At 72.2% G+C, this 23,721-nt stretch carries 22 protein-coding genes and 2 tRNA genes; 9 read left to right on the top strand and 15 right to left on the bottom strand.

Going from position 1 to position 23,721, the window contains the following annotated elements:
* Nucleotides 1-402 precede the first annotated feature (402 nt).
* From ACIOC1_RS07190 to ACIOC1_RS07200, 3 genes are all read right to left on the bottom strand, one after another.
* Nucleotides 403-1,746 (bottom strand): HD domain-containing phosphohydrolase, encoded by a 1,344-nt coding sequence (locus ACIOC1_RS07190; RefSeq protein ID WP_391044364.1) that lies wholly within the window; start codon nucleotides 1,744-1,746, stop codon nucleotides 403-405.
* A gap of 317 nt (nucleotides 1,747-2,063) precedes the next feature.
* Nucleotides 2,064-2,387, bottom strand: coding sequence for a mycothiol system anti-sigma-R factor (rsrA, locus tag ACIOC1_RS07195; protein WP_355347335.1), 324 nt, complete (start codon nucleotides 2,385-2,387; stop codon nucleotides 2,064-2,066).
* On the bottom strand, nucleotides 2,384-3,049 hold the full coding sequence (locus ACIOC1_RS07200; protein ID WP_391044361.1) for a sigma-70 family RNA polymerase sigma factor: 666 nt from the start codon (nucleotides 3,047-3,049) through the stop codon (nucleotides 2,384-2,386). Before ACIOC1_RS07200 ends, rsrA begins: the two co-directional genes overlap by 4 nt.
* Before the next feature lie 408 nt (nucleotides 3,050-3,457).
* On the opposite strand from ACIOC1_RS07200, the gene ACIOC1_RS07205 reads away from it, so the two are divergent.
* On the top strand, nucleotides 3,458-4,057 hold the full coding sequence (locus tag ACIOC1_RS07205) for a helix-turn-helix domain-containing protein (protein ID WP_391044359.1): 600 nt from the start codon (nucleotides 3,458-3,460) through the stop codon (nucleotides 4,055-4,057).
* Here ACIOC1_RS07205 and ACIOC1_RS07210 read toward each other — a convergent pair.
* Nucleotides 3,996-4,703 (bottom strand): alpha/beta family hydrolase, encoded by a 708-nt coding sequence (locus ACIOC1_RS07210; protein ID WP_355347344.1) that lies wholly within the window; start codon nucleotides 4,701-4,703, stop codon nucleotides 3,996-3,998. The genes ACIOC1_RS07205 and ACIOC1_RS07210 overlap by 62 nt on opposite strands.
* Nucleotides 4,703-5,518, bottom strand: coding sequence for an SOS response-associated peptidase (locus ACIOC1_RS07215; protein WP_401306498.1), 816 nt, complete (start codon nucleotides 5,516-5,518; stop codon nucleotides 4,703-4,705). Before ACIOC1_RS07215 ends, ACIOC1_RS07210 begins: the two co-directional genes overlap by 1 nt.
* 108 nt (nucleotides 5,519-5,626) lie before the next feature.
* Here ACIOC1_RS07215 and ACIOC1_RS07220 point away from each other — a divergent pair, with 108 nt between their 5' ends.
* The 4 genes from ACIOC1_RS07220 (at nucleotide 5,627) to ACIOC1_RS07235 (ending at nucleotide 9,497) form a co-directional block, all read left to right on the top strand.
* The gene (locus tag ACIOC1_RS07220; protein ID WP_355347350.1) at nucleotides 5,627-6,340 is read left to right on the top strand and encodes a M50 family metallopeptidase; all 714 of its coding nucleotides are present in this window, start codon (nucleotides 5,627-5,629) and stop codon (nucleotides 6,338-6,340) included.
* A gap of 245 nt (nucleotides 6,341-6,585) precedes the next feature.
* Nucleotides 6,586-8,064 carry a 3-phosphoshikimate 1-carboxyvinyltransferase gene (gene aroA, locus ACIOC1_RS07225; protein WP_391161616.1) on the top strand — a complete coding sequence of 493 codons (1,479 nt, stop codon included), beginning with the start codon at nucleotides 6,586-6,588 and terminating at the stop codon, nucleotides 8,062-8,064.
* 8 nt (nucleotides 8,065-8,072) lie between these two features.
* Nucleotides 8,073-9,074 (top strand): ribosome small subunit-dependent GTPase A, encoded by a 1,002-nt coding sequence (gene rsgA, locus ACIOC1_RS07230; RefSeq protein WP_355347356.1) that lies wholly within the window; start codon nucleotides 8,073-8,075, stop codon nucleotides 9,072-9,074.
* 99 nt (nucleotides 9,075-9,173) lie between these two features.
* Nucleotides 9,174-9,497, top strand: a complete 324-nt coding sequence (locus tag ACIOC1_RS07235) for a multidrug efflux SMR transporter (protein WP_355347359.1) — start codon at nucleotides 9,174-9,176, stop codon at nucleotides 9,495-9,497.
* 36 nt (nucleotides 9,498-9,533) lie between these two features.
* Here the strand turns inward: ACIOC1_RS07235 and ACIOC1_RS07240 are convergent, their stop codons facing one another.
* Nucleotides 9,534-10,082: a TetR family transcriptional regulator gene (locus ACIOC1_RS07240; RefSeq protein WP_355347362.1), complete on the bottom strand. Its 549-nt coding sequence runs from the start codon at nucleotides 10,080-10,082 to the stop codon at nucleotides 9,534-9,536.
* Between the two features lie 145 nt (nucleotides 10,083-10,227).
* Here ACIOC1_RS07240 and hisN point away from each other — a divergent pair, with 145 nt between their 5' ends.
* Both hisN and ACIOC1_RS07250 read left to right on the top strand, forming a co-directional pair.
* The gene (hisN, locus tag ACIOC1_RS07245; protein ID WP_355347365.1) at nucleotides 10,228-11,037 is read left to right on the top strand and encodes a histidinol-phosphatase; all 810 of its coding nucleotides are present in this window, start codon (nucleotides 10,228-10,230) and stop codon (nucleotides 11,035-11,037) included.
* Nucleotides 11,038-11,244: 207 nt separating this feature from the next.
* Entirely contained in the window at nucleotides 11,245-11,694 is a 450-nt protein-coding gene (locus ACIOC1_RS07250) for a cyclic nucleotide-binding/CBS domain-containing protein (protein ID WP_401852485.1), read from the top strand.
* Nucleotides 11,695-11,825: 131 nt separating this feature from the next.
* Here ACIOC1_RS07250 and ACIOC1_RS07255 read toward each other — a convergent pair whose 3' ends face one another.
* Nucleotides 11,826-13,277 carry a catalase gene (locus tag ACIOC1_RS07255; protein ID WP_391044803.1) on the bottom strand — a complete coding sequence of 484 codons (1,452 nt, stop codon included), beginning with the start codon at nucleotides 13,275-13,277 and terminating at the stop codon, nucleotides 11,826-11,828.
* Between the two features lie 187 nt (nucleotides 13,278-13,464).
* Here ACIOC1_RS07255 and ACIOC1_RS07260 point away from each other — a divergent pair, with 187 nt between their 5' ends.
* Nucleotides 13,465-13,875, top strand: coding sequence for a Fur family transcriptional regulator (locus ACIOC1_RS07260; RefSeq protein ID WP_355347371.1), 411 nt, complete (start codon nucleotides 13,465-13,467; stop codon nucleotides 13,873-13,875).
* Here the strand turns inward: ACIOC1_RS07260 and ACIOC1_RS07265 are convergent.
* From ACIOC1_RS07265 to ACIOC1_RS07285, 5 genes are all read right to left on the bottom strand, one after another.
* Nucleotides 13,841-15,169, bottom strand: a complete 1,329-nt coding sequence (locus tag ACIOC1_RS07265) for a HEAT repeat domain-containing protein (RefSeq protein WP_401306515.1) — start codon at nucleotides 15,167-15,169, stop codon at nucleotides 13,841-13,843. The genes ACIOC1_RS07260 and ACIOC1_RS07265 overlap by 35 nt on opposite strands.
* Nucleotides 15,170-15,444: 275 nt before the next feature.
* Nucleotides 15,445-15,518, bottom strand: a tRNA-Met gene (locus ACIOC1_RS07270).
* Nucleotides 15,519-15,693: 175 nt separating this feature from the next.
* Nucleotides 15,694-17,637, bottom strand: a complete 1,944-nt coding sequence (locus ACIOC1_RS07275; RefSeq protein ID WP_401852488.1) for a tetratricopeptide repeat protein — start codon at nucleotides 17,635-17,637, stop codon at nucleotides 15,694-15,696.
* A gap of 249 nt (nucleotides 17,638-17,886) precedes the next feature.
* Nucleotides 17,887-17,960, bottom strand: a tRNA-Met gene (locus ACIOC1_RS07280).
* An 82-nt stretch (nucleotides 17,961-18,042) separates the two neighbouring features.
* Nucleotides 18,043-20,934, bottom strand: a complete 2,892-nt coding sequence (locus tag ACIOC1_RS07285; RefSeq protein WP_355347431.1) for a UPF0182 family protein — start codon at nucleotides 20,932-20,934, stop codon at nucleotides 18,043-18,045.
* A 132-nt stretch (nucleotides 20,935-21,066) separates the two neighbouring features.
* On the opposite strand from ACIOC1_RS07285, the gene ACIOC1_RS07290 reads away from it, so the two are divergent.
* Nucleotides 21,067-21,624, top strand: a complete 558-nt coding sequence (locus tag ACIOC1_RS07290; RefSeq protein ID WP_401852491.1) for a PPA1309 family protein — start codon at nucleotides 21,067-21,069, stop codon at nucleotides 21,622-21,624.
* Between the two features lie 72 nt (nucleotides 21,625-21,696).
* Here the strand turns inward: ACIOC1_RS07290 and ACIOC1_RS07295 are convergent, their stop codons facing one another.
* The 3 genes from ACIOC1_RS07295 to ACIOC1_RS07305 all read right to left on the bottom strand — a co-directional run bounded on the left by ACIOC1_RS07295 (nucleotide 21,697) and on the right by ACIOC1_RS07305 (nucleotide 23,705).
* Entirely contained in the window at nucleotides 21,697-22,770 is a 1,074-nt protein-coding gene (locus ACIOC1_RS07295) for a S16 family serine protease (protein WP_355347383.1), read from the bottom strand.
* Nucleotides 22,771-22,919: 149 nt separating this feature from the next.
* On the bottom strand, nucleotides 22,920-23,099 hold the full coding sequence (locus ACIOC1_RS07300) for a hypothetical protein (RefSeq protein WP_355347386.1): 180 nt from the start codon (nucleotides 23,097-23,099) through the stop codon (nucleotides 22,920-22,922).
* Between the two features lie 126 nt (nucleotides 23,100-23,225).
* Nucleotides 23,226-23,705 carry a molybdenum cofactor biosynthesis protein MoaE gene (locus ACIOC1_RS07305; protein WP_355347389.1) on the bottom strand — a complete coding sequence of 160 codons (480 nt, stop codon included), beginning with the start codon at nucleotides 23,703-23,705 and terminating at the stop codon, nucleotides 23,226-23,228.
* Between the last annotated feature and the right edge of the window lie 16 nt (nucleotides 23,706-23,721).

Genomic DNA, 23,721 nt, shown 5'->3' on the forward strand with positions numbered 1-23,721 from the left:
GCCACCTGCGTAAAGGGCCCTCACCCGCCGCGGCCCTGGGGGGTGCCCACCTGCGTGAGGAGGCGGGGGCGGCTGCGTGGCGGGGGCGGGGGCGGCTCAGGGTCAGCGGGACGGCGGCCGCGAGGGCGGAGACGGCCACGGTTTGGGCGAGGCCGTGGCGGCCCGGCGCCAGGAGGGCGTAGGCGAGAGCCGTCGCCGTGGCGAGAGGCGCGGTGTCGCGGTCGACGCCGAAGGCGAGAGGGGCGAGGGGGGCGGGAAGGCGGAAGGTGACGCCCACGGCGATGACGGCGGCGAAGGCGAGGGCGGTGCCGGGCGCGGAGAGGCCGGTGAGGGCGGTACGGGCGACGGCGGCGGCCGTCAGGGTGAGGGCGGCGCCGTACACGCCCCGGACAAGCCGGGCCCTCATCGCGGCACCGGCGCGGAGACGGCGGCCGGAAGAAGCAGCGGGCCCCGCCCGGCAGTGGTGGCGCCGACCGGCCCCGAGGCGGCCACCGGCCAGGAGTGGTGCGCCAGCGCACGGGTCAGGGCGGCGACCATCGCCGGGTCGAAGTGCGTACCGGCGCAGGCGTGGAGTTCGTCGAGCGCGGCGCGAACCGGCCGGGCGCGCCGGTAGGAGCGGGTGGACGTCATGGCGTCGAAGGCGTCCGCGACGGCGACCACGCGGGCGAATTCCGGGATCTGGTCGCCCGCGAGCCCGTGCGGGTAGCCGCTGCCGTCGAGGCGTTCGTGGTGGTGCAGGATCGCGTCCCGCGCCTCGCCGAGGAAGGCGATGCCGCGGACCATCTCGTGCCCGTACTCCGGGTGCAGCTCGACCACCCGCCGCTCGGCCGGGGTCAGCGGCCCGTTCTTGCGCAACAGGCGGGTGGGGACGCCGAGTTTGCCGATGTCGTGCAGGATTCCGGCGAACCGCAGGGCGTCGACGCGGGGTTCGGGCATGCCCAGTTCGCGGGCGATGAACACCGAGGCGCGGCCCACGCGTTCACTGTGCCCGCGCGTGTAGTGGTCCTTGATCTCGACGGCCTGGACGAGCGCGCGCACGGTCGCCCGGTGGGCGTCGCGTTCCCGGCGGGCGCGGGCGAATCCCCAGCAGGCCGCGTACATCGGCAGCGGTACGAGCACCGCGGCGAAGGCGCCGTAGCGGGCCTGCCACAGGACGGCGGTCATGAGGGCGACGAGGCCGTAGGTCAGGTGCGGGGCGAGGGCGCCGAGCAGCGGGGCGCCCCAGGCCGCGCGCGGTGTGCGGCCCTCGGCGGTGACCAGGACGGCGCCGGTGAGCGCGGTGGCGGTGACGCAGAGGACGAGCGCGGCGACGGTCGCGGGCAGCAGCGCGTACGGCAGGTCGGCGGCGGCCAGCGCGCGGGGGCCGTCGAGCAGCCGGGCGGCGAGCGCGGCAGCCCAGACGGCGACGGCCAGGTGGGCGGCGCGCCACAGCCGCCGTACGCGGCGCGGCTCCTGCTCCACGCGGCCCGCGAGCGAGCCGGGGACGGCCACCAGCGCGGCGGCGGCCGGGGGCAGCAGCAGGGCGGCGGCCAGCAGGACGGGCAGGAACGGGCCGACGGCGGCGGGCGGGTGGCGGCCCGCGGCGCGGTCGGGGAGCACGCCGGGCTCGCACAGCGCGTACAGGGCGGCGAGTACGGCGACGGTCCCCCACGCGGTGGCGGGTCGCAGGGCGGGCGCGGCGCACAGCGTCCCGGCGGCGCACACGGCGGCCACGGTGACCCGTGCGGGTGTCGGCATGGCGGACACGAGAGGCGGCCTCCTCCGTACGCGAACGTGCGCGAACGCGCGGCGGGCGCGGCCCGATCGGCTCCCGGCCCGTTGAGAGTCAGGAGGATAGGGCCGCGCCCGTCGTGGAAGAGGCGTTTGCCGGGGTTGGGCCGTCCGTGGGACCCGACGCTCACCCGCACGGGTGACGTGAGGCGTATGCGCCCTCGTCCGAACGCCCGAACCCCGTCCACAAGCGCAACGGGGTACGAGCCGGGACGAAGGGGTGCCGGGGGGTGTCCCGGCGGTGGCCGACGGCGGCGGGGAAGCCCTGGCGCGCCCGGCGGTGGAGACAGGAGCTAGCGGGCCTCGGCCTCGGTCGGGGTGGCGAGGATGTCGGGCGCCTGGTCCGGGACCGGGGCGACCTCACCGGAGCGGATCAGCTCGATCCGCATCATGACCTTCGAACGGAGGTCGGTCGGCACGTCGTCGGAGCCGCAGCACCGCTTGACGAGCTTCTTGACGGCCTGTTCGAGGCCGTACTTCTCCAGGCACGGGTGGCACTCGTCGAAGTGCTCCTTGAACTTGGCGCAGCTCTCGTCGGGCATCTCGTTGTCGAGGTACTCGTAGAGGTGGCCGAGCACCTCCGAGCAGTCCGTCTCATGTGCGTCGCCGCAACTCATGAATCCGCGCCCTTCTCATCCGCCGCGCCCGCGGGTACAAGACCGCGGTCCCGCGCATAGTCCTCCAGCAGCTCACGCAACTGGCGACGCCCGCGGTGCAGCCGGGACATCACTGTGCCGATGGGTGTTCCCATGATGTCCGCGATCTCCTTGTAGGCAAAGCCCTCGACGTCCGCGAGGTAGACCGCGATGCGGAACTCCTCGGGGATCGTCTGCAACGCCGCCTTCACGTCGGAGTCGGGCAGGTGGTCGAGCGCCTGGGACTCCGCGGAGCGCAGGCCGGTCGACATATGGGATTCGGCTCGTGCGAGCTGCCAGTCCTCGATCTCCTCCGAACCGCTGCGCAGCGGTTCGCGCTGCTTCTTGCGGTAGGAGTTGATGAAGCTGTTGGTGAGAATGCGGTAGAGCCACGCCTTGAGGTTGGTGCCCTCACGGAACTGGTGGAAGGAGGCGTACGCCTTCGCGTACGTCTCCTGGACGAGGTCTTCCGCGTCGGCCGGATTGCGGGTCATCCGCAGCGCGGCCGAGTACATCTGGTCGAGGAAGCCAAGGGCGTCCCGCTCGAAGCGCTCGGTGCGCTCCGCGCTGCTCTCCTGTGCTGCCTCACCGGACGCACTCGCGTTTTCCGCCGTGCTGTCGTCGGTGCCGGTGACCGCACCCACCTCCTCAGAAACGTCAGCGCGCCCAAAAGCGGCCACGCCTGTTCCGGAGGATATCCCGCTGGAGATCGACGTGCCGGATGCGCCCTTGCCGTCGTCCTTGACCGGCCATTCGGCCCAGTTCAGGTAGGGCGCGGCTGCGTCCGGTCGCGCGGTGGCCTGTGCGGCCTCTGCGCGGGACCGGCAAGCGGCTGAAACCATGCGGCTGCCTCTCTCACAGATCTCACGGATTGCTTCGTCAATGCGGGATCGAATCGTTCTGCCGATTCGCACAACACCGGTATCGCGCGGCTCATTCCCGGTGGCACAGGGGGCGCGCGGGCGGATCGCGCGGAAGTCGCACGGCGGTGGTCCGGAGTGCGCGCCGGGGTCGTACGGCAAACGTGCTTGCCGGTATGGCAAAATCGGCGCATGGCGGAGAAAGCACCCAAAGGCACGGACGACGGCGTCGAGCGCACTCTGGCCGAGGTCGGGCCGCGGTTGCGGGCGGCGCGGCTGGAGCGCGGGGTGACGCTGGCCGCGCTGGCGGAGGCGACCGGGATCTCGGTGAGCACCTTGTCGCGGCTGGAGTCGGGGCAGCGGCGCGCCACCCTCGAACTGCTGCTGCCGCTGGCCCGCGCGCACCAGATGCCGCTGGACGAACTGGTGGGCGCGCCCGAGGTCGGCGACCCGCGGGTGCGCACGGTGCCGCGCAAGATGGACCACATGACGGTGCTGCCGCTGACCCGGCACCCGGGCGCGCTCCAGGCGTACAAGATGATCATCGAGCCGAACAAGCCCTGTGAGCAGCGCACCCACGAGGGCTACGAGTGGATCTACGTGCTCTCCGGGCGGCTGCGGCTGCTGCTCGCCGACAAGGATCTGGAGCTGCGGGCGGGCGAGGCAGCCGAGTTCGACACCCGGCTGCCGCACTGGTTCGGGCCCGCGGGGGACGAGACCGTCGAGGTGCTCAGCCTTTTCGGCCGCCAGGGCGAGCGGATGCATGTCCGAGCCCGGCCAGCCAGTCGCTGACGGCCCCGGTCAGCACGGCCAGCGCCGCGTCCTGCGTCAACTCCGCGCGCTTGGGTACGGCGAACGAGTGATCGCCGTACGGCACCTCGACCGGTTCGTACCCGGCGGGGAACTCCGCGGGCCGCCCGAAGGTGTCGTTGCCGCCCTGCACGATCAGCAGCGGCCCGGCCGCGGCGCCCAGGTCCAGCTCGGCCGCGCGGGACTTCTCCGGCTTCCCCGGCGGGTGCAGCGGGAAGGACAGCGCGAGGACGGCCGCGGCGCCCAGCTCCTTCGCCGTACGGCAGGCCACCCGGGCGCCGGCGCTGCGTCCGCCCGCGACCACCGGCAGCCCCGGCTCCGCCAGCGCGGGCCACACCGCCGTCCACCCGGTGTCCAGCGTCTTGGGCGCGGGCGCCAGCTTCTTGCCCGCCACCCGCCAGGGCTGCTCGACCAGTGCCACGGTCACGCCGTGCGCGGGCAGCGCCGCCGCGAGCGCGGCCAGGTCGCGGGCCTCGATGCCGCCGCCCGCGCCGTGGCCGAGCGCGAGGACCGCGCGGGCGGCGCGGGCGCGGTGCCAGGTGACGCGGGCCTCGCCCGCGGGGGTGCCGACCGTTTCCACCGACCGCTCGGGGGACGGGGACGCTGTGTGTGCTGCGCGTGCTGTCATCAGAACAGCGTCTCCTCCTCGGGTGCCTCCAGCTCCGTCAGCAGCTCCGGTCCGTTGTTCTTCACACTGCTCACACCGGTGCCGACCGGATAGGCGCGCATCAGGCCGCCGGGCGGCGGGGCGAGCAGGGCGCCGAGCGTGTCGGGGTCGGTGGTGGCCGGGTCGAGCCAGGCGTTCCAGCGGTCGGGGGTCATCATCAGCGGCATCCGGGGGTGGATGTCGGTGAGCGAGCGCGGGCCCTCGCCCGCGTATCCGGCCAGGGTGTCGGTCTCGGCCGCCGTCGTGATCACCGTGCAGGTGGCCCACCAGGCCATCGGGTGGTCGTCGGGCAGCGTCCGGTCGCGCCAGAACTCGTACAGCCCGGCCATCGCCATCACCGAGCCGTCGGCGGGCGTCACGAAATACGGCTGTTTGCGGGACCGCTTCTTCCTGCCCTGCTCCTCCAGCGCGCGCTCCTCGGGCGCCGTCACCCACTCGTAATAGCCGTCGGCGGGTATCAGGCAGCGCCGGGCGGTGAGCGCGCGGCGGAAGGACGGCTTCTCGTGCACCGTCTCGGCCCGCGCGTTGATCAGCTTGGCCGCTCCTTCCGGCGACTTGGCCCACGACGGGACCAGGCCCCAGCGCAGCACGCGCAACTGTCTGACCGGTTCCGGGGAACCGGAGTCGCGCACGGGACGGTCAAGCACCGCGTAGACGTCCTTCGTCGGCGCGACGTTCCAATCGGGGGCGATGGTCTCGGTGGGGTCCCACTTACGGACTTCGAAGAGTCCTGCGAGATCCTCTGGTTTCCGGCTCGCCGCATATCGACCGCACATAGGTGCCAGACTGCCACGACCGTGGACCCGAACGGCCCACAGTCCGCCCTTTCGCAAGCCCCCGGCACTCCCCTCCGCAGCCCCCTAGTAGCAAGGACTGGCCACGTCATGAACGTCGCGAGCGTCACCGAGATGTGGGACCGGCTGACGGGGACACAGCCCGATCCCTCGCGCTGGCTGATCGGCGCGACGGCGCTGCTCGCGCTGGCGGCCGTACTGCTGCGGCGGGTGTGGCACGTCACGCGCAACGCGGTGACGATCGCGCACGAGGGCGGTCACGGGCTGCTCGCGCTGCTGACCGGGCGGCGCCTGGAGGGCATACGCCTGCACTCGGACACCTCGGGCCTGACCGTCTCGCGCGGCAAGCCGCACGGGGTGGGCATGGTGCTGACGGCCGCCGCCGGGTACACCGCGCCGCCGCTGCTGGGTCTGGCGGGCGCGGGGCTGCTGGCATCCGGCCACATCACCGCGCTGCTGTGGGGCGCGACGGCGCTGCTGCTGGTCATGCTCGTGATGATCCGCAACGCGTACGGGGCGCTGACCGTGGTGGTCACCGGCGCGATCTTCCTGTTGGTGTCCTGGCTGACCAAGGCGCAGGTACAGGCGGCGTTCGCGTATCTGGTGGTGTGGTTCCTGCTGGTCGGCGGCGCGCGGCCGGTCGCCGAGCTGCAACGTACGCGGCGCCGTGAGCGCTCCGGCACCTCGGACGCGGACCAGCTCGCCCGGCTCACGCACACTCCGGCGGCCCTGTGGCTGCTCCTGTTCTACGCGGTCGCGATCTGCTCGCTGGTGGGCGGCGCCCGGTGGCTGCTCCTCCAATAACGCGGTGACCGCGGTGACGGGAGTGACGGGGAACACCCACCGTGACGGCCGTGGCCGCCCCGGCGGAGAGAACGGCCGGAGCAACGGGGGCAGACCGGCGCACAGACCCACGGCACTGACCCCGCGCATGAGCCCGGCGCACGACCCCGGCGCATGTGGCCGAGAGTGACAGCACCTGTTTCCGGCAGATTTCGCCCCATTCGCCGTCCTATCTCCCTGTGCCTGAGCCACTACGCTTGGGCCCCATGAGCGACAGCACCGCGCAGACCGCCCTCTGGCCGGCCCCGACCGCGCCCCGCGCCGTGGACGCGACCGTCACGGTGCCCGGCTCGAAGTCGGTGACCAACCGCGCTCTGGTGCTCGCCGCGCACTCCACGGAACCCGGATGGGTGCGCCGTCCGCTGCGCAGCCGCGACACGGTCCTGATGGCCGACGCGCTGCGCGCCATGGGCGTGCAGATCGACGAGACGGTCAACCCGTCCGGCGGCGAGGCGTGGCGGATCATCCCCGCCGGGCTGCACGGCCCCGCCCGGATCGACGTCGGCAACGCGGGCACCGTGATGCGCTTCCTGCCGCCGGTCGCCGCGCTCGCCGACGGCCCGGTCCGCTTCGAGGGCGACGCGCGGGCGTACGAGCGTCCGCTGCACGGCGTGATCGACGCGCTGCGCGCGCTGGGGGCCAGGATCGACGACGAGGGCCGCGGCTCCCTGCCGCTGACCGTGAACGGCGCGGGCTCGCTGTCCGGCGGGAGCGTGTCCGTGGACGCGTCGTCGTCCTCGCAGTTCGTCAGCGCGCTGCTGCTGTCCGCGCCGCGCTTCAACCGGGGCCTCGAACTGCGGCACACCGGCCGCACCCTGCCGTCCCAGCCGCACATCCGGATGACCGTGGACATGCTGCGGAAGGCCGGCGCCAAGGTGGACGCCCCGCAGGACGGCGGCGCGCGCAATGTGTGGCGGGTGGCGCCGAGCGCGCTGCTCGGCCGGGACCTGACGGTGGAGCCCGACCTGTCCAACGCGGCGCCGTTCCTGGCCGCCGCGCTGATCACCGGCGGCCGGGTGACCATCCCGGACTGGCCGCGCCGCACCACCCAGCCGGGTGACGCGCTGCGCACGCTGTTCACCGCGATGGGCGGCTCGTACGAGCTGACCGAGCAGGGGCTGACGCTCAGCGGCACCGGCCGGGTGCTCGGCATCACCGCCGATCTGCACGAGGTCGGCGAGCTGACCCCGGTGATCGCGGCGGTCGCGGCGCTGGCCGAGGGTGAGAGCGTGCTGACCGGCATCGCGCATCTGCGGCTGCACGAGACCGACCGGCTGGCCGCGCTGGCCAAGGAGATCAACGAGCTGGGCGGTGACGTCACCGAGACCGAGGACGGCCTGCGCATCCGGCCGACCACCCTGCACGGCGGGGTCTTCCACACCTACGAGGACCACCGGCTGGCGACCGCCGCGGCCGTCCTGGGCCTGACCGTGGACGGCGTCCAGGTGGAGAACGTGGCGACGACCGCGAAGACCCTGCCCGAATTCCCCGAGCTGTGGACGGCGATGCTCGCGGGCCGCGCGCCCGCGCCGGGGATCTCCACGCCGGGCGCCGTCACCCCGGGCGCCGCCGCACCGGAGACAGCGGAGACAGCGGAGACAACCGGCACGGCGGACCCGACGGATACGGCGGACGCGACGGACACGGCAGACACAGCGGACACCACCGCACCGGGCCGGGGCTGAGGACCGCCGTGCGCCGCTACGGAAAAAACCCCGACGAGGACGACGTCAGAGTCCGCCCCAACGCCAAGGGGAACCGGCCGCGCAGCACGATCAGGCCCAAGCACGAGGACGCCGCCGAGGGCATGGTGCTGACCGTGGACCGCGGGCGGCTGACCGTGCTGGTCGACGACCGCGAGGTGGTCGCGATGAAGGCCCGCGAACTGGGCCGCAAGTCGATGGTGGTCGGCGACCGGGTCGCGGTCGTCGGCGACCTGTCGGGCGCGAAGGACACCCTGGCCCGGATCGTACGGATCGAGCCGCGCAAGTCGGTGCTGCGGCGGACGGCCGACGACGACGACCCGTTCGAGCGGGTGGTGGTCGCCAACGCCGACCAGCTCGCGATCGTCACGGCGCTGGCCGACCCCGAGCCGCGCCCCCGGATGATCGACCGCTGCCTGGTCGCGGCCTTCGACGCGGGCCTGAAGCCGCTGCTGGTGCTCACCAAGTCCGATCTGGCCCCGGCCGCGCCGCTGTTGGAGACGTACGGCGCGCTGGACCTGGCGTATGTGGTGACCAACAGGGACGACTTCCTGACCGGCGGGGTCGACCAGATCCGCGAGCGGCTGGCCGGGCATGTGACGGCCTTCGTCGGCCACAGCGGCGTCGGAAAGACCACGCTGGTCAACGCGCTGGTGGAGCGTCAGCGCACCACCGGCTCGGTGAACGCGGTGACCGGGCGCGGCCGGCACACCACCACCTCGGCGCTCGCGCTGCCGCTGCCGGGCGACACGGGATGGGTGATCGACACCCCGGGCGTACGGTCGTTCGGCCTGCACCACATCGATCCGTCGCGGGTCATCCACGCCTTCCCCGACCTGGAGCCGGGCACCGAGGAGTGCCCGCGCGGCTGCTCGCACGACGAGCCGGAGTGCGCGCTGGACGCGTGGGTCGCGGCGGGGCACGCCGAGCCCGCCCGGCTGGACTCGCTGCGGCGGCTGCTGGCCACCCGCGAGCGGCGCGAGGGAGACTGACGCGCTTTCGGCGACCGGAGGGGCGGTTTCCGGGCAGGCTGTGTGATGATCGACAGCGCACACAGGTTTCGGAGACGGAGTGGGAACGGGAGGCACCCGATGGCCTGGCTGCTCGTGGTGGTCGCAGGCATCCTTGAGACGGGGTTCGCGGTCTGCCTCAAGCTGTCGCACGGCTTCACCCGTATCTGGCCGACCATCGCCTTCGCCCTGTTCGCGCTGGGCTCCTTCGGTCTGCTGACGCTGTCGCTGAAGAAGCTGGACGTCGGCCCGGCGTACGCCGTCTGGACCGGCATCGGCGCGGCGGGCACCGCGATCTACGGCATGATCTTCCTCGGCGACGTCGTCTCCACGCTGAAGATCGTGTCCATCTCGTTGGTGATCGCGGGCGTCATCGGCCTCCAGATCTCCGGCTCGGCGCACTGACGGTTCACGGGCGGCGCCCGCGCGGACCGTGGCCCGCTACGGCTCCTCCCCCGTCGCGGGCCACGACAGCAGGCTGCGGACGAGCTGCGCCACCCGCAGACACGCCTCCTCGTCACTGGCGGCGGGCGCGATCACGTACGACAGGGTGAGCCGGATCGCCGCCTCGCAGGCCCATCCGATGTCCTGGGGCCGCAGCCGCGGGTAGCCGCGGACGAGCGCGTCGACCGTACGGGCCTTGAGGGATTCGACCAGGCCGCCCTCGGCGCCGGTGAGGGCTGCGGCGACCACCGGGCTGCGCCGGGCGGACCGCAGGGTCCAGCCCGCGGCGCCCGCGAAGCACTCCCCCGCGTCGGCGCCGACCCGGCCCGCGGCGGCCAACTCGCGGTCGACACCGGCCAGATAGCCCTCGGTCTCGCGCCGGGCGAGGGCGCGCGCGAGCCCTTCCTTGCTGCTGAACTCGTTGTAGAGGGTCTGCCGCGACACCCCGGCCGCCGCCGCGACCTCGACCATCCGTACGGCTTCCCAGGGCCGGTCGCCGAGCGCGGCGAACGCCGCGTCCAGGAGCGATTCCCGCGCTGTAGGCATCATTGCCTCCAAGGCGCCACGAGGTGTCCGCGCGATGGCGCGGACAGCGGCCGTGCGGAAAGAATTGACGCGCTGTCCTGGTCTGTCAAGGTTGCGCGCAGGGCGGAGATGACCGGGACCAGGCGAGATCGCTACTGTTCGGCTTATGCCCGAATTCAACGACGATCTGCGCCTGGCCCACGTGCTGGCCGATGCCGCCGACGCCGCGACCATGGCCCGCTTCAAGGCGCTCGACCTCAAGGTCGAGACCAAGCCCGACCTGACGCCGGTGAGCGAGGCGGACAAGGCGGCCGAGGAGCTGATCCGGGGCCAGTTGGCGCGGGCGCGCCCGCGGGACGCGGTGCTCGGCGAGGAGTACGGCAGCCAGGGCGCGGGGCCGCGCCGCTGGGTGATCGACCCGATCGACGGCACCAAGAACTATGTGCGCGGCGTTCCGGTGTGGGCGACCCTGATCGCGCTGATGGTCCGCGGCGAGCAGGGCGACGAGAGCGTGGTCGGCGTGGTCTCCGCGCCCGCGCTCGGCCGCCGCTGGTGGGCGGCGAAGGGCGACGGCGCGTACACCGGCCGCAGCCTGTCGTCGGCGACCCGGCTGCACGTCTCGGGCGTGAGCCGGCTGGAGGACGCGTCCTTCGCGTACTCCTCGCTGAGCGGCTGGGAGGAGCGGGGGCGGCTCGACGGCTTCCTGCGCCTGTCGCGCGATGTCTGGCGCACCCGCGGCTACGGCGACTTCTGGCCGTACATGATGGTCGCCGAGGGTTCGGTGGACATCTGCGCGGAGCCCGAGCTGAGCACGTGGGACATGGCGGCCAACGACGTGATCGTGCGCGAGGCCGGTGGCCGCTTCACCTCGCTCGACGGCGAGCCGGGCCCCTTCGGCGGGAACGCGGCGGCCTCCAACGGCCTGCTGCACGAGGAGCTGCTGGGGTACGTGGGCGGTTCGGACGGCGTCGCCTAGCAGGTCGGAGCGGCGCGGCGCGAGCCGCGCGCGGCGGCGGGTCACCTCGCGGCGGGAGCTTCGCGCGCCCCCTTGCCGGTCCTCCGGGGGCGTGTGACTATGAAGGTGCCCCCGCTTGTGAACTTGTGAAACCGTTCACGCGAGCGTCTCCCGGCTCGCCGGACGGCGGTCCCGTGTGAGGGCTTCACACAAGGAGGTGCCCGTCCCATGCTGGTCCGCGACGCGATGAGCACGGTGGTACTCACCATCGGCCCCGCCCACACCCTCCGCCAGGCCGCCCAGTTGATGTCCGCCCGCCGAGTCGGCGCGGCCATAGTCCTCGACACCGACACCTGCGGTCTCGGCATCCTCACCGAGCGCGACGTCCTCGACGCGATCGGGGACGGTCTCAGCCCCGACCGCGAACTCGCCCACGCCCACACCACGACCGATGTCGTCTTCGCCGCCCCGCAGTGGACCCTCGACGAGGCCGCCGCCGCCATGCTGCACGGCGGTTTCCGTCACCTGGTCGTCCTTGAGGGCCGCGATCCGATCGGCGTGGTCTCCGTCCGCGACATCATCCGCTGCTGGTCCGCGCAGCGGCCCGCGACACCGTCCGCGTCGCCGTCCGCGTCGCCGGCCACGACACCGACCGCGACCGCCCTGACCAGCGCGTAACCGCTTTTCGGAACGGCCGGCACGCTCGGCTTCGGAACGGCACACACGCGCCTTCGGTTCCGCACGCGGACGCGCCGAAGAGGCCGGAGCCCTTTGGCGTCCGGCCTCTTCGGCCAACGGCGAGCGACGGGTCAGGTGCGGAGGGCCTGGACCGCTGCCTCCAGTCGCTTGCCGTAGTCGGGGTCCGCGCGGCGGAAGTTGTCGACGGCGCGCTCGACGACGTCCTCGCGGGAGACCTTGGCGATGAAGCCCGCCAGGTTGTCGATCAGCCGGGTCTTCTCGTCCTCGGACATGAGCCGGTACAGGGTGCCCGCCTGCCCGAAGTCGTCGTCCTCGGCGTGCGCGGGCGCGGCGGAGTACCGGGTCGCGCCGGACACCTCGACGGGCTCCCACAGCGGCCGGCCGGTCTCGGCCGGGCCGCCGAAGCTGTTCGGCTCGTAGTTCTTGGCACCCTGGTGGCGGCCGTCGTAGAGGGCGCCGTCCCTGCTGTGCGTCCGCGCCTCGGTGGCGTGCGGACGGTTGACCGGCAGGTGGTCGGCGTTGACGCCGACCCGGTAGCGGTGCGCGTCGCCGTACGCGAACAGGCGGCCCTGGAGCATCTTGTCCGGGGACGGGCCGATGCCGGGCACGAAGTGCGCGGGGCTGAAGACCGACTGCTCGACCTCGGCGAAGACGTTCTCCGGGTTGCGGTTCAGCTCCAGCCTGCCGATCTCGACCGGCGGGTAGTCCGCGTGCGGCCACACCTTGGTGAGGTCGAACGGGTTGAAGCGGTACGTGGCCGCGTCCGCCGCGGGCATGATCTGCACCTGCACGGTCCAGGACGGGAACGCGCCGCGCTCGATCGCCTCGCGCAGGTCGCGCTGGTGGGAGTCGGGGTCCATGCCCGAGACGCGCACGGCCTCCCCGGTGGCGAGGTTCCTGATCCCCTGGTCGGTCTTGAAGTGGTACTTGACCCAGAAGACCTCTCCGGCCTCGTTGTTCCACTGGTAGGTGTGCGAGCCGTAGCCGTTCATGTGCCGGTAGCTGGCCGGGATGCCGCGGTCGCCGAAGAGCCAGGTCACCTGGTGTGTCGACTCCGGGCTGAGCCCCCAGAAGTCCCAGACGTTGTCCGCCTCCTGGGAGCCGGTGTACGGGTCGCGCTTCTGGGTGTGGATGAAGTCGGGGAACTTCAGGGCGTCCTTGATGAAGAACACCGGGGTGTTGTTGCCGACGAGGTCGTAGTTGCCCTCCTCGGTGTAGAACTTCAGCGCGAAGCCGCGCGGGTCGCGGACGGCGTCAGCCGAGCCGAGGTTGCCCGCGACGGTGGAGAAGCGCAGGAACGTCTCGGTCCGCTTGCCGACCTCGGACAGGAACTTCGCCCGCGTCCAGCGCGAGACGTCACGGGTCAGCGTGAAGGTGCCGTACGCACCGGCGCCGCGCGCGTGCACGACCCGCTCCGGGATGCGCTCGCGGTTGAAGTGCGCGAGCTTCTCCAGCAGGTGCTGGCTCTGGACGAGCACCGGGCCGCCGAGGCCCGCCGTCTCGCTGTTCTGGTTGTCCGCGACCGGCGCCCCGGCCTCCGTGGTCAGCGCACTCGTGGTCAGCGGACCCGTCTCCTGAACCGTCACGTGCTTCTCCTCCAGATCGTCCGGTCCCCCGGCATGCCCATCGGCTCGCGCCGGAGCCGATCCTACTCTGGACAATGTCTAAGTCAAGAAGAGAGCCAATAGAGGATGGGGGTCAGGAACAGACCCTTTCGATCCAGGTTGCCCCGCTGTTACCCTGGCTCGCATGAGCGACCTGCTGGAACGACTGCGCGAACGCGGCTGGCGGCTGACCGCCCAGCGGCGCGTGGTGGCGGAGGTCCTCGACGGCGACCATGTCCATCTCACCGCCGACGAGGTGCACGCGCGTGCCATCGCACGGCTGCCGGAGATCTCCCGCGCCACCGTGTACAACACGCTGGGCGAGATGGTGAGCATCGGCGAGATCATCGAGGTCGCCACCGACGGCCGCGCCAAGCGCTACGACCCCAACGCGCACCGGCCGCACCAGCACCTGGTCTGCTCCCGCTGCGGCACCATCCGCGACGTCCACCCGCACGGCGACCCGCTCGCGGCCCTCCCCCCGACCGAACGCTTCGGCTTCGCGGTCCAGGCGGCCGAGGTCACCTACCGGGGACTGTGCCCGGACTGCTCGTAGGCACGATCCGCTCGCAGGCCCTGCCGCCGATCCGCTCGGCGGCCCTGCGTACGGCCGGTTCCGTACGGGTCCTGCCGACCCACAGGGTCTCCACCGGGACATCGGCCGGCACCCGGGCCAGCGCCTCGAACACCTCGCGCGCCACGCCCGGATCGGGGTCGGTCGCCAACGGGCCGAGCAGGCCGACCAGTTCGGCGGGCTTGGCCAGCCGCCCGATCGCGCGGGCGGCGGCCCTGCGCACCATCGGCGGCCAGTTCTCGGCATGATCGCGCTCGCGGGGTCCGAGCAGCCGCGTCAGCAGCGCCGCGTCGGAGGCGTCCCCGCACTCCCCGAGACCGGCCGCCAGTCCCGCGACGAGCCGGGGCGCGGTCGTCCTGCCGACCTTGCGGAGCTGTCTGCGGTAGACGTCGGCGGGCGGCTCCCCGCGCCGGTACAACTGCCAACGGGCCTGCGCCCGTACCATCCGGGCCCGGTCGGCCAGCGGCGCGACCAGCCGCGTGGCGGGCACGTCGCCGGGCAGCGCGGCCACCGCCAGCTCCCGTACGCCCGCGCCGCGCGCCCACATCAACCGGCCCGCCTGGTCGGGGTCGAGCTCCAGCAGCCGCTGCGCGCAGAGCCTGCGGCAGACCTGGTCGCGGTCGTGCAGCGCGGTCCGCAGCAGGTCGCCGCGGACGTAACTGCCGAGGTCCAGGGCGAGTTCGACGCCGAAGCGGCGGGCCAGCGGGTCGGAGTCGGCGGCCAGCGCCCGCACGGCGCGGCGGTGCGGAGGCTCGCTCAGCACCGCGCGGTACGAGGCGAGCAGCCCGCCCGCCCGGCGCCTGCCGCCGAGCCTGAGCAGGACGCGGACGGCCGCGGCCACCTCGTCCGGCGCGTTGCGGGCCACCAGGGCGGCGGTGGCGCGCTCGCTCACCTCCGGCACCCAGTCGACCGTCCGCAGGGCGAGCGCGGCCACGGCCAGCGGCCCGCCGCACCCGGCCAGGCTCTCGACGGCCCCGGCCCGCACCCGGCCGTCCTCGTCGAGCGAGGCCAGCAGCAGACGCAGCGGATCGACACCGGCGTGGCCGCCGGCGGCCCAGCGGTGGGCGCCGCCGCCGTGCCAGGGCCTGGCGTGCCGGTCGAGCAGCAGCAGGAGGTCCGCGGGAGCGTCGCCGAGCGCGGCGAGCGCGGCGGCCCTGTCGTACGGCGGTCCGTCCTCGACGACGGCGCGCAGGCCCGCGAGCAAGGTCACCGCGTCCTCGCGACGCCCGCCGAGCGCGGCCTCGCACCAGCGCTGCCAGCGTCCCGTGTCCACCACGGTGACACCCGCCTCGGATCGCCCTCGCCGCCTGCGCAGCAATCCCGCCTCCTCGCCCGTCGTACCCGACCAGGATCGCGCGCGAAGGTGCCGCGCCCAAGACGGTTCGGCGGGTCTTTGCCCGAATAAGAAGCCCGCACAAGGAGACTAAGAGAAAGCGCGCGGTGCCGCCGCGCGCGCAGCGCCCAGCGACCCGGCCCCGGAGCCCGGCCGACGACCGGTGTCGCACAGGAAGAAGGCCCGGAAGCCAATGGCTTCCGGGCCTTCTCTTTTCGTAGCGGGGACAGGATTTGAACCTGCGACCTCTGGGTTATGAGCCCAGCGAGCTACCGAGCTGCTCCACCCCGCGTCGTTGTGCCCTCACTGTAGACCAGCGTTCCTGACCAGCGCAAATCCATAGGCGGGCGGCCGTCGGAGCGGGTGGCCATTCCGGCTGAGGGGTGCCCCGGGCGGGGCGCCCCTCAGCCGGAAACGGTCAGGAACCGTACGGATGACCTGGTCAACCGCCGCTGACGACCGTCGGCTCACGCGGTCAGCTCGTGCTTGACCGCGGCGGTCAGCCGGGCCGCGCGCTCGGCGACCTCGGCGGGCCCGTAGGTGACCGCGCGGGAGCACCAGTGCTGCGCCTCGGCCAGCTCGCCGCGCCGGGCGGAGAGCAGCGCCATCCGCAGGGCGGCGCGGCCGTGCCCGGCGTCCGCGGCCCGCGTCCACCACAGGGCGGCCTCGGGCTCGGCGCCCTCGCGGGCCAGCAGCAGCCCGAGGTTGAAGGCCCCGTTGCGCGAACCGGCCTCGGCGGCCTGCCGGTACCAGTGCGCCGCGTCCACCACGTCCCCGCGCTTGGCGGCGCACATGCCGAGCCGTACCTGGGCGCGGCGGTGCCCCTGCCGGGCGGCCCGCTCGTACCACTCCTCGGCCTCGACGCTGCCCGTGGCCTCCGCGCCCGCGTCGCCCTCGTCCCGCTCGCGCTGCCTGCGCTCCAGGAGCGCGCCGAGCCGGAAGGCGGCCTCCGGGCTGCCGCCGCCCGCGGCGCACCGCAGGTGCCGCTCGGCGGCGTGGTGGTCGCCGTCGCGCTGGAGCGCGATGGCCACCTGGAGGGCGGCCTCGGCGTGCCCGGCGGCGGCGGCCCGCTCGTACCAGGCGCGCGCGGTGTCGGCCTCCTCGCGCCCGGCGTGCAGGATGCCGAGGTTGAAGGCGGCGTCGATGCTGCCCGCCTCCGCGGCCTTGGAGAACCACGGCTCGGCGCCCATCGCGTCGCCGCGCTGGAGCAGCAGCACGGCCAGCGCGTTGGCGGCCTCGCGGTGCCCGGCGTACGCGGCCTTGCGGTACCACTGCTCGGCCTGGACGTTGCGGCTCTGGCCCGCGCAGAGCAGGCCGAGGTTGTAGGCGCCGTTGATGTCGCCCGCGTCCAGGGCCGTGCGGTACCAGCGCTCGGCGGTCTGCGTCTCGCCCTCCTGGGCGTGCAGCGCGCCGAGCGCGTTGGCGGCCTGGCCGTCGCCCGCCTGGGCGGCGCGCCGCCACCAGGTGGCGGCCTGGTCGATGTCGCCCGCGTCGCGCAGCAGGAACGCCAGCGCGCAGGCGGCCCGCGCCTCGCCGTCCCTGGCGGCCGTCAGATACCAGCGGCCCGCCTCCGCCTGCTCGCCGCGCTCCTCCAGGAGCGTGCCCAGGCGCAGCGCGGCCCGCCGGTGGCGGCGCGCGGCGGCCTGCCGGTACCACTGCTCGGCCTCGTGGTTCTGGCCGCGCGCGGCGCATATCCGGGCGAGGCGGTACGCGGCCTCGCGGTGGCCGTGCTCGGCCGCGGCGCGGAACCAGCGCTCGGCGCCGCTCTCGCGCCGGTGGTCGAGCAGGTCGGCCAGCGCGTACGCGCCCAGCGTGTGGCCGGACTCGGCGGCCTGCCGCAGCCAGTACTCGGCCGCGGGCTCGTCGCCGCGCTCGCGGTAGTGCCGGCCCAGCGCGTGCGCGGCGGGCGCGGAGCCCGCCACGGCGGCGGTCCGCCACCAGTCGGCCGCCTCGTCGGCATAACCGCGCTGGTGCAGCAGCAGGGCCAGGTTGTTGGCGGCGGCGCGGTCCCCGTGCGTGACGGCGGCGCGCAGGTACGGCTCCGCGCCGTCGAGGTCGCCGCGGCGCAGCAGCAGCGTGCCGAGCGCGCTCATGGCGTACGGGTCGCCGAGGTCGGCGGCGTGCCGGTGGCGCGCCTCGATCTCGGCCTCCTCGCGGAGTGCGAGTCCGTCCTCGTCGGTCGGTTCGGGAAGCCCGGGCAGGTCGTTGAGCCCGGCAGCCGGGGCCGGGGCCGCGACGGGCCCCAGGGACCGGGTGGCCACCGTCCCGGTGGACGCGGTGAGTTCGGCGGACGCGGGCTGCTCAGCCGACGGACGCGGTGCGGGCAGCAGCGCGGTCGCGGTGACGGGCACGGTCGCGGACGCGGTCACGGGCGTCGAAGCCGACTCCTGGGCCAACCTTTCGGTCGACATGTCGACATCGCCCGTAGAACCACGCCGTTCGTGGATCTGACGAGTGTTCAGCAGTCTTGCACCATCCCCCATGAGGTCCATCGTCGCACCGTCCACTACCGCCGTACACCTGGTATACCGCAACCCGATTGGTCACTTCAGCGGTTTGTCGACTTCCCGACAAGGCGGCTTGCGAAACCCCGTTCGCCGAACATCCCCCATATAAGTGAAGAGGGCCAAAGTCAGTTGACTTTGGCCCTCTTCGTACAGTAGCGGGGACAGGATTTGAACCTGCGACCTCTGGGTTATGAGCCCAGCGAGCTACCGAGCTGCTCCACCCCGCGTCGTTGTGTCCTCACCGTACCACGACGCGGAGTGTCACCCGATCAGCCCGCTTGTCGACCCATCAGGTCGATCGGCCCCGTCTTATGTCCCCTTGGCCGCCTTCTCCGCCTCCCGCGCCTGCTTCAGCGCCTCGGAGAGCTTCTTCTGCGCCTCGCCGTACGCCTGCCAGTCGCCCTTCTTCAGCGCCGCCTGACCGTCGTCGTACGCCTTCTGAGCGTCCGTCAGGGCCTGCTCCAGCGTCGCGTCGCCCGGTGGGCTGGTGGTCGGCGGGCTGGTCGTCGTCGGCGGCTGCGTGGTGTCGTCCGGCGGCGGCTTCGTCGTCGACTCGCCGTCGGGGCCGAACACCTCGTCCAGCGCGGCCTTCAGCGTGGGCTGGAAGCCGATCCGGTCGCCGAAGAGCACCACCACGCTCTTCATCAGCGGGTAGTTGTTGCCCGCGCCGCGTACGTACACCGGCTCCACGTACATCAGCCCGCCGTCCATCGGCACGGTGAGCAGATTGCCGTACTCCACGGTGGTGTCCGCGCCCGCCCGTTTGAGCTGGTTGATCTGCGGCGCGACCTTGTTGTCGGAGTTGAGCTTGGCCTGCACCTGTTTGGGCCCGTCGACCGTGGTGTTCGGCGGCAGTTGCAGCACTCTGATCGTGCCGTAGTCCTTGCTGGACGCGTCGGCGTTCACCGCCATGAACGCGCTCAGGTTGGAGCGGTCGTTCGGCGTGAAGGTGGACGTCAGCGAGAACGCCTGCTCCGACTGGTCGGGCATCTTCAGACTCAGGTAGTACGGCGGCACCGCCTTGCCCGTCTGGGCGGCCGGGTCGTCCGGGACCTCCCACACCTCACTGCCGGTGTAGAAGGTGGACGCCTTGGTGACGTGGTACTTGGTGAGCAGTTGCCGCTGCACCTTGAACAGGTCCTGCGGGTAGCGCAGGTGGTCCATCAGCTCGGCGCTGATCTTGTCCTTCGGCTGCACCGTGTGCGGGAACGCCTTCATCCACGTCTTGAGCACCGGGTCCTGGGTGTCCCACTGGTAGAGCGTGACCTCACCGGTGTACGCGTTCACGGTCGCCTTGACCGAGTTGCGGATGTAGTTGACCTGATTCTGCTGCGCGATGACGGACCGCTGGTCGTCGGTGAGCGAGTCGGTCGTGGTGTCGCCGAGCGTGGTGCGCGACGCGTACGGATAGCCGTTGGTGGTGGTGTAGGCGTCGACGATCCACTCCACCTGGCCGTTGACCACGGCCGGATACGGGTCGCCGTCGATGGTCAGCCAGGGCGCGACCGACTCCACCCGCTCCTTGGGAGTGCGGTTGTAGAGGATCTTCGAGCCCTTGCCGATCGCCCCCGAGTACAGGATCTGCGGCTCGCCGAACTGCACCGCGTACGCCGCCCGCGTCAGCGGGTTGGACAGGTCCACGCCGCTCTTGCCGGTGTACGTGAACGGCTTCTCGCCGCCCGCGTCGGTGTAGTCGATCTCCTGGGTCGGACCGCCGACGATCGAGTACTGCGTCGTCCGCTCGCCGTAGTAGACCCGCTGCTCGTACGTGCCGAGCTGGCCGGTGGTCGGCAGGTCCTTCTCGGTGAAGGCCGGTGAGCCGTCACTGGACACATCGGTGCCCTTGGCGGCGACGATGCCGTAGCCGTGGGTGTACTTGAAGTGGTCGTTGATCCAGTTGTTCTCGGGGATGCCGTTGATGTTCAGCTCGCGCAGGCCGACGACCGTGTCCTGCTCCTTGCCCTTGGCGTCGCTGTAGCGGTCGACGTCGAGCGTGGAGGGGAAGGCGTAGTAGCCCCGCGTCTGCTGCAACTGCTGGTACGTGGGCGAGACCACGTTCGGGTCCAGCACGCGCACGCTCGCCGTGGTGTCCGCGTCGGCCCGCAGCTTTTCCGTACTGGACTCGCTGGTGCCGCTGTACGGCTTCACCTGGCTGTCCTTGATGCCGTACGCGGCCCGCGTGGCATCGATGTTCTTCTGGATGTACGGCGCTTCCTTGGCCGCCTCGTTCGGCTGCACCTGGAACTTCTGCACGATGGCCGGGTAGAGGCCGCCGATCAGGATCGCCGAGAGCACCATCAGGCCGAAGCCGATCATCGGCAGCGACCAGGTGCGGCGCCAGAGGGTCGCGAAGAACAGCAGCGCGCAGATCACCGCGATGCAGAACAGGATCGTTTTGGCGGGCAGATACGCGTTCGCGTCCACGTACCGCAGACCGGTCCAGTTGTCGGTGGCCTTGAAGCCGCTGGACTTCACCGCGAGGCCGTAGCGGTCCAGCCAGTAGGCGACCGCCTTGAGCGAGATGAAGATGCCCAGCAGGACCGACAGATGCCCGGTGGCGGCGGCCGTGGCCCGGCCGCCGGGCGAGGTGATCCGCAGCCCGCCGTACAGGTAGTGCACCAGGGCGGCGGCGACCAGCGAGAGCACCACGGCCGCGAAGCCGAAGCTCAGCAGGAAGCGGTACCAGGGCAGGTCGAAGGCGTAGAAGGACACGTCCTTGTGGAACTGCGGGTCCTTGACGTTGAACTTCGTGGCGTTCGTCCACAGCAGCCACAGCCGCCACTGCCCCGAGGCCGATCCGCCGGCGATGAGCCCGACCACCGCGCAGACCCCGAGGAGCACCCACTTCTTGTACGGCGCGAGACCCATCCGGTAGCGGTCGAGGCTCTGCTGCTCCAGCGACATCGCGCTGAGCGGCGGGCGGAGCCGGTGTGCCAGATAGATGTTCACGCCGACCGCTCCGGCCATCAGCAGGCCGAAGACGAAGAACAGACCGACCTTGGTCCAGAGCGTGGTGGTGAAGACCGACGAGTAGTGAACCGATCGGTACCAGAGCCAGTCGGTCCAGAATCCCGCGAAGATCACGAACGCGATCATCAGACCGGCGAGCACGCCGATCGTGATGAGCAACGTCCGGGTCCGCCGGGATGGGCGGCCGACTCTGATCCGTGGCCCCGACGATCCTCCGCCGCGGTCCGGCATCTCGAATACCAAGGTGCGCACCTCGAATTGTCCGTATTTCTGGGGTGTCCCGGGTCGGACTCCCACTGGTGCAACTTACCTACGCTTTGGCCGGTTCCCGATTCCGGCAAGGGAAGAGGCAGGATACTGACCATGTCCAACAATGCGACCGATGGTGCACCGCTCGCGGCGAGCCCGCTGACCCGTGCCGTACTGGAAATCGACGAGTACGCGTCCGGCCTCGGCTGGGACCGGCCCGCACGGCTGTTCGCCCTTGTCGACACCGCGCAGCTCCGTACGCAGGAACCCGGCCTCGCCGATCAACTCGGCCTGACCGAGACGAACGAGACGGGGTCGCTGACCCCGATCGAGCAGGACGAGCTGCCGTCCGGCACGGCGCTCGACGAGTTCCTGGCGACGATCGCGTGGCCCGAGGCGATCGCGGGCTGCGCGCTGACCGTGGAGCGGCTGATGCTGCCGCCCGCCGCCGAGGCGGCCATTCCCGAGGGCCTGGACGACGCGTCGCTGGCCACGTGGGTGGCGGCGCACCCGCAGCGCCAGGAGGTGCGGATGACGGTCGCGGTGCTGCGGGACGGCGCGCGGGAGTCGGCCGTACGGCTGCGGGCCAAGGACACGCCGACCGAGGTGCTGACCGGTTCCGATCTGGTGCCGGGTCTGGCGGAGGCGCTGTCGGCGACCTTCGAGGTCTGAGCGCCCGGTGGCGCCGCCGGGCTGAACCGACCTGAGCTGACCGGGTCTGAGCGGACCGGGACTGAGCCGGTCTCAGCTCTTGCAGCTCGGCAGCGCCGCGTCGTTGCCCGACTTGATGTCCTTCAGCGCCGCCAAGGCGTCGTCGAGGGTCTTCACCTTCACCAGGGTGAGGCCCGAGGGGATGCTCTTGGCGGCCTCTTCGCAGTTGTCGGCCGGGGTGAGGAAGAACTGCGCGCCCTTGTCGCGCGCGCCGATCGTCTTCAGGCTGATGCCGCCGATCGGCCCGACCTTGCCGTTGTCGTCGATGGTGCCGGTGCCCGCGACGAATTTGCCGCCGGTCAGGTCGTCGGGCGTCAGCTTGTCGATGATGCCGAGCGCGAACATCATGCCCGCGCTGGGTCCGCCGACGTCGGCGAGCTTGATGTCGATGGTGAACGGGTACAGGTGCTCGACGCCCGCCTGGATGCCGACCACGGCGCGCGACGGGCCGCCGTCGTCCGAGGCGCGGGTGGTGATGGTCACCTTCCGCGTGGTGTCCAGCTTCTTCTTCGCGTCGGCGGCCGGGATGATCGTGAAGACCACCTTCTCGCCCGGCTTGTGCTTGGTGACCAGGCCCGCGACCTGGTCGGCCTTGGTGATCGCGGTGCCGTCGACGGCCTTGATCACATCGCCCGCGTGCAGTTCGCCCTCGGACGCCCCGCCGCTGACGACGGCCGCCACGATCACCCGCGAGGGCACGGGGATCTTCAGCGAGGTCAGCGCCGCGTACTTGGCGCTGTCCTGTGACTGGCTGAACTCCTCGGCGTTCTGCTGGTCGGCCTCCTGGGCCGTCTGCCCCTTCGGGTACAGCGTGTCGTGCTCCACGACCTTGTCGTCCCGCCGCGCCCAGCCGAGCAGGGACTCCACCAGGTTCATGGAGTAGTCGGCGCCGGTGACCCGCACGGTGGTCATGTTGAGGTGACCCGACGTCGCGTACGTCTTGTGGCCGCCGATCTGGATGACCATTTCGCCGTCGTAGCTCCCGAGCGTGTTCACCGTCGGTCCCGGCGACATCTCCGAGTACGGTGCGGGAGCCAGCAGCGCGATGCACAGCAGCGCTATCAGCGTCAGTGTCGAGGCGAGCAGCGTCGCGGTGCGGCGTGGCATGGCACGACCCTACGGGAACCGCCGGACAACCGGCCCGCGGGGTGAGTCCGGACGGGTACGCGGCCGTGCGGCGCCTGTTCTGCCGTCCCGGTGCCCGGTCCTCAGACCGTCCCGGTGCCCGGTCCTCAGACCGTCCCGGTGCCCGGTCCTCAGACCGTCTCGGTGTCCGGCTTCTCCGCCGACTCGGCCTGCATGGCCTGCCGGAACCGCTCGTACCCGGCGAGCGACGCGCCGTCCCCGGTGGTGCGGGTGTGCGACGCCCAGCGTGCCCAGACCGCGGCGAACACCGCGGCGACCAGCGGAATGAGCAACCAAGCGAGTGCTGCCACGTCGAACTCCCGACCCCATGTACACCAAAACGGACGTATGAGCAGATTAACCGCTCTGTGCACCAACGGCCCGGTGGGGTACGGGGTTACGCCCCCGCGCGTCGCTCACGATCCGCCGGACAGGCCCTAGACGCCGACCCATTCCTCGGTGCCGTCGGTGAACGTCTGGTGCTTCCAGATCGGGACCTCGCTCTTGAGGTCGTCGATGAAGCGGCGGCTGGCCTCGAACGCCTCGCCGCGGTGCGGGCAGGAGACGGCGACGATCACCGCGATGTCGCCGACCCGCAGTTCACCCACCCGGTGGACGGCGGCCAGCGCGCGTACCGGGTAGTCGGCGGCGATCTTCTCGGCGATCCCGCGCAGTTCGGCCTCCGCGCTGGGGTGCGCCGAGTACGCCAGACCGGTGACCTCGGCGGCCGAACCGCCGTCGTGGTCGCGTACCGTCCCGACGAACAGCGCCGTGCCGCCGGCCGCGTCGTCGCCGACCGAGGCGAAGACCTCGTCCAGCGACAGCGGGGTGTCGCGGATCGCGAGCAGCCGGATCGGACCGTCGGCGGCCCGGGCGCGGTCGGCGGGGGCGGCGTGTTCGCCGTGCGTGGATGCCATGCGGCACATGCTGCCT

This window comes from Streptomyces sp. NPDC088197, from assembly GCF_044741185.1.
Taxonomy (GTDB): domain Bacteria; phylum Actinomycetota; class Actinomycetes; order Streptomycetales; family Streptomycetaceae; genus Actinacidiphila.

Bases quoted from the DNA above. Each gene is read 5' to 3' on its own strand.
- ACIOC1_RS07275 (WP_401852488.1), bottom strand. From the start codon at position 17,637: ATGTCGACCGAAAGGTTGGCCCAGGAGTCGGCTTCGACGCCCGTGACC.
- ACIOC1_RS07210 (WP_355347344.1), bottom strand. From the start codon at position 4,703: ATGACAGCACGCGCAGCACACACAGCGTCCCCGTCCCCCGAGCGGTCG.
- ACIOC1_RS07205 (WP_391044359.1), top strand. From the start codon at position 3,458: ATGGCGGAGAAAGCACCCAAAGGCACGGACGACGGCGTCGAGCGCACT.
- ACIOC1_RS07235 (WP_355347359.1), top strand. From the start codon at position 9,174: ATGGCCTGGCTGCTCGTGGTGGTCGCAGGCATCCTTGAGACGGGGTTC.
- ACIOC1_RS07290 (WP_401852491.1), top strand. From the start codon at position 21,067: ATGTCCAACAATGCGACCGATGGTGCACCGCTCGCGGCGAGCCCGCTG.
- hisN (WP_355347365.1), top strand. From the start codon at position 10,228: ATGCCCGAATTCAACGACGATCTGCGCCTGGCCCACGTGCTGGCCGAT.
- ACIOC1_RS07250 (WP_401852485.1), top strand. From the start codon at position 11,245: ATGCTGGTCCGCGACGCGATGAGCACGGTGGTACTCACCATCGGCCCC.
- ACIOC1_RS07260 (WP_355347371.1), top strand. From the start codon at position 13,465: ATGAGCGACCTGCTGGAACGACTGCGCGAACGCGGCTGGCGGCTGACC.
- ACIOC1_RS07295 (WP_355347383.1), bottom strand. From the start codon at position 22,770: ATGCCACGCCGCACCGCGACGCTGCTCGCCTCGACACTGACGCTGATA.
- ACIOC1_RS07285 (WP_355347431.1), bottom strand. From the start codon at position 20,934: ATGCCGGACCGCGGCGGAGGATCGTCGGGGCCACGGATCAGAGTCGGC.
- ACIOC1_RS07215 (WP_401306498.1), bottom strand. From the start codon at position 5,518: ATGTGCGGTCGATATGCGGCGAGCCGGAAACCAGAGGATCTCGCAGGA.
- ACIOC1_RS07305 (WP_355347389.1), bottom strand. From the start codon at position 23,705: ATGGCATCCACGCACGGCGAACACGCCGCCCCCGCCGACCGCGCCCGG.
- ACIOC1_RS07220 (WP_355347350.1), top strand. From the start codon at position 5,627: ATGAACGTCGCGAGCGTCACCGAGATGTGGGACCGGCTGACGGGGACA.
- rsrA (WP_355347335.1), bottom strand. From the start codon at position 2,387: ATGAGTTGCGGCGACGCACATGAGACGGACTGCTCGGAGGTGCTCGGC.
- aroA (WP_391161616.1), top strand. From the start codon at position 6,586: ATGAGCGACAGCACCGCGCAGACCGCCCTCTGGCCGGCCCCGACCGCG.
- ACIOC1_RS07240 (WP_355347362.1), bottom strand. From the start codon at position 10,082: ATGCCTACAGCGCGGGAATCGCTCCTGGACGCGGCGTTCGCCGCGCTC.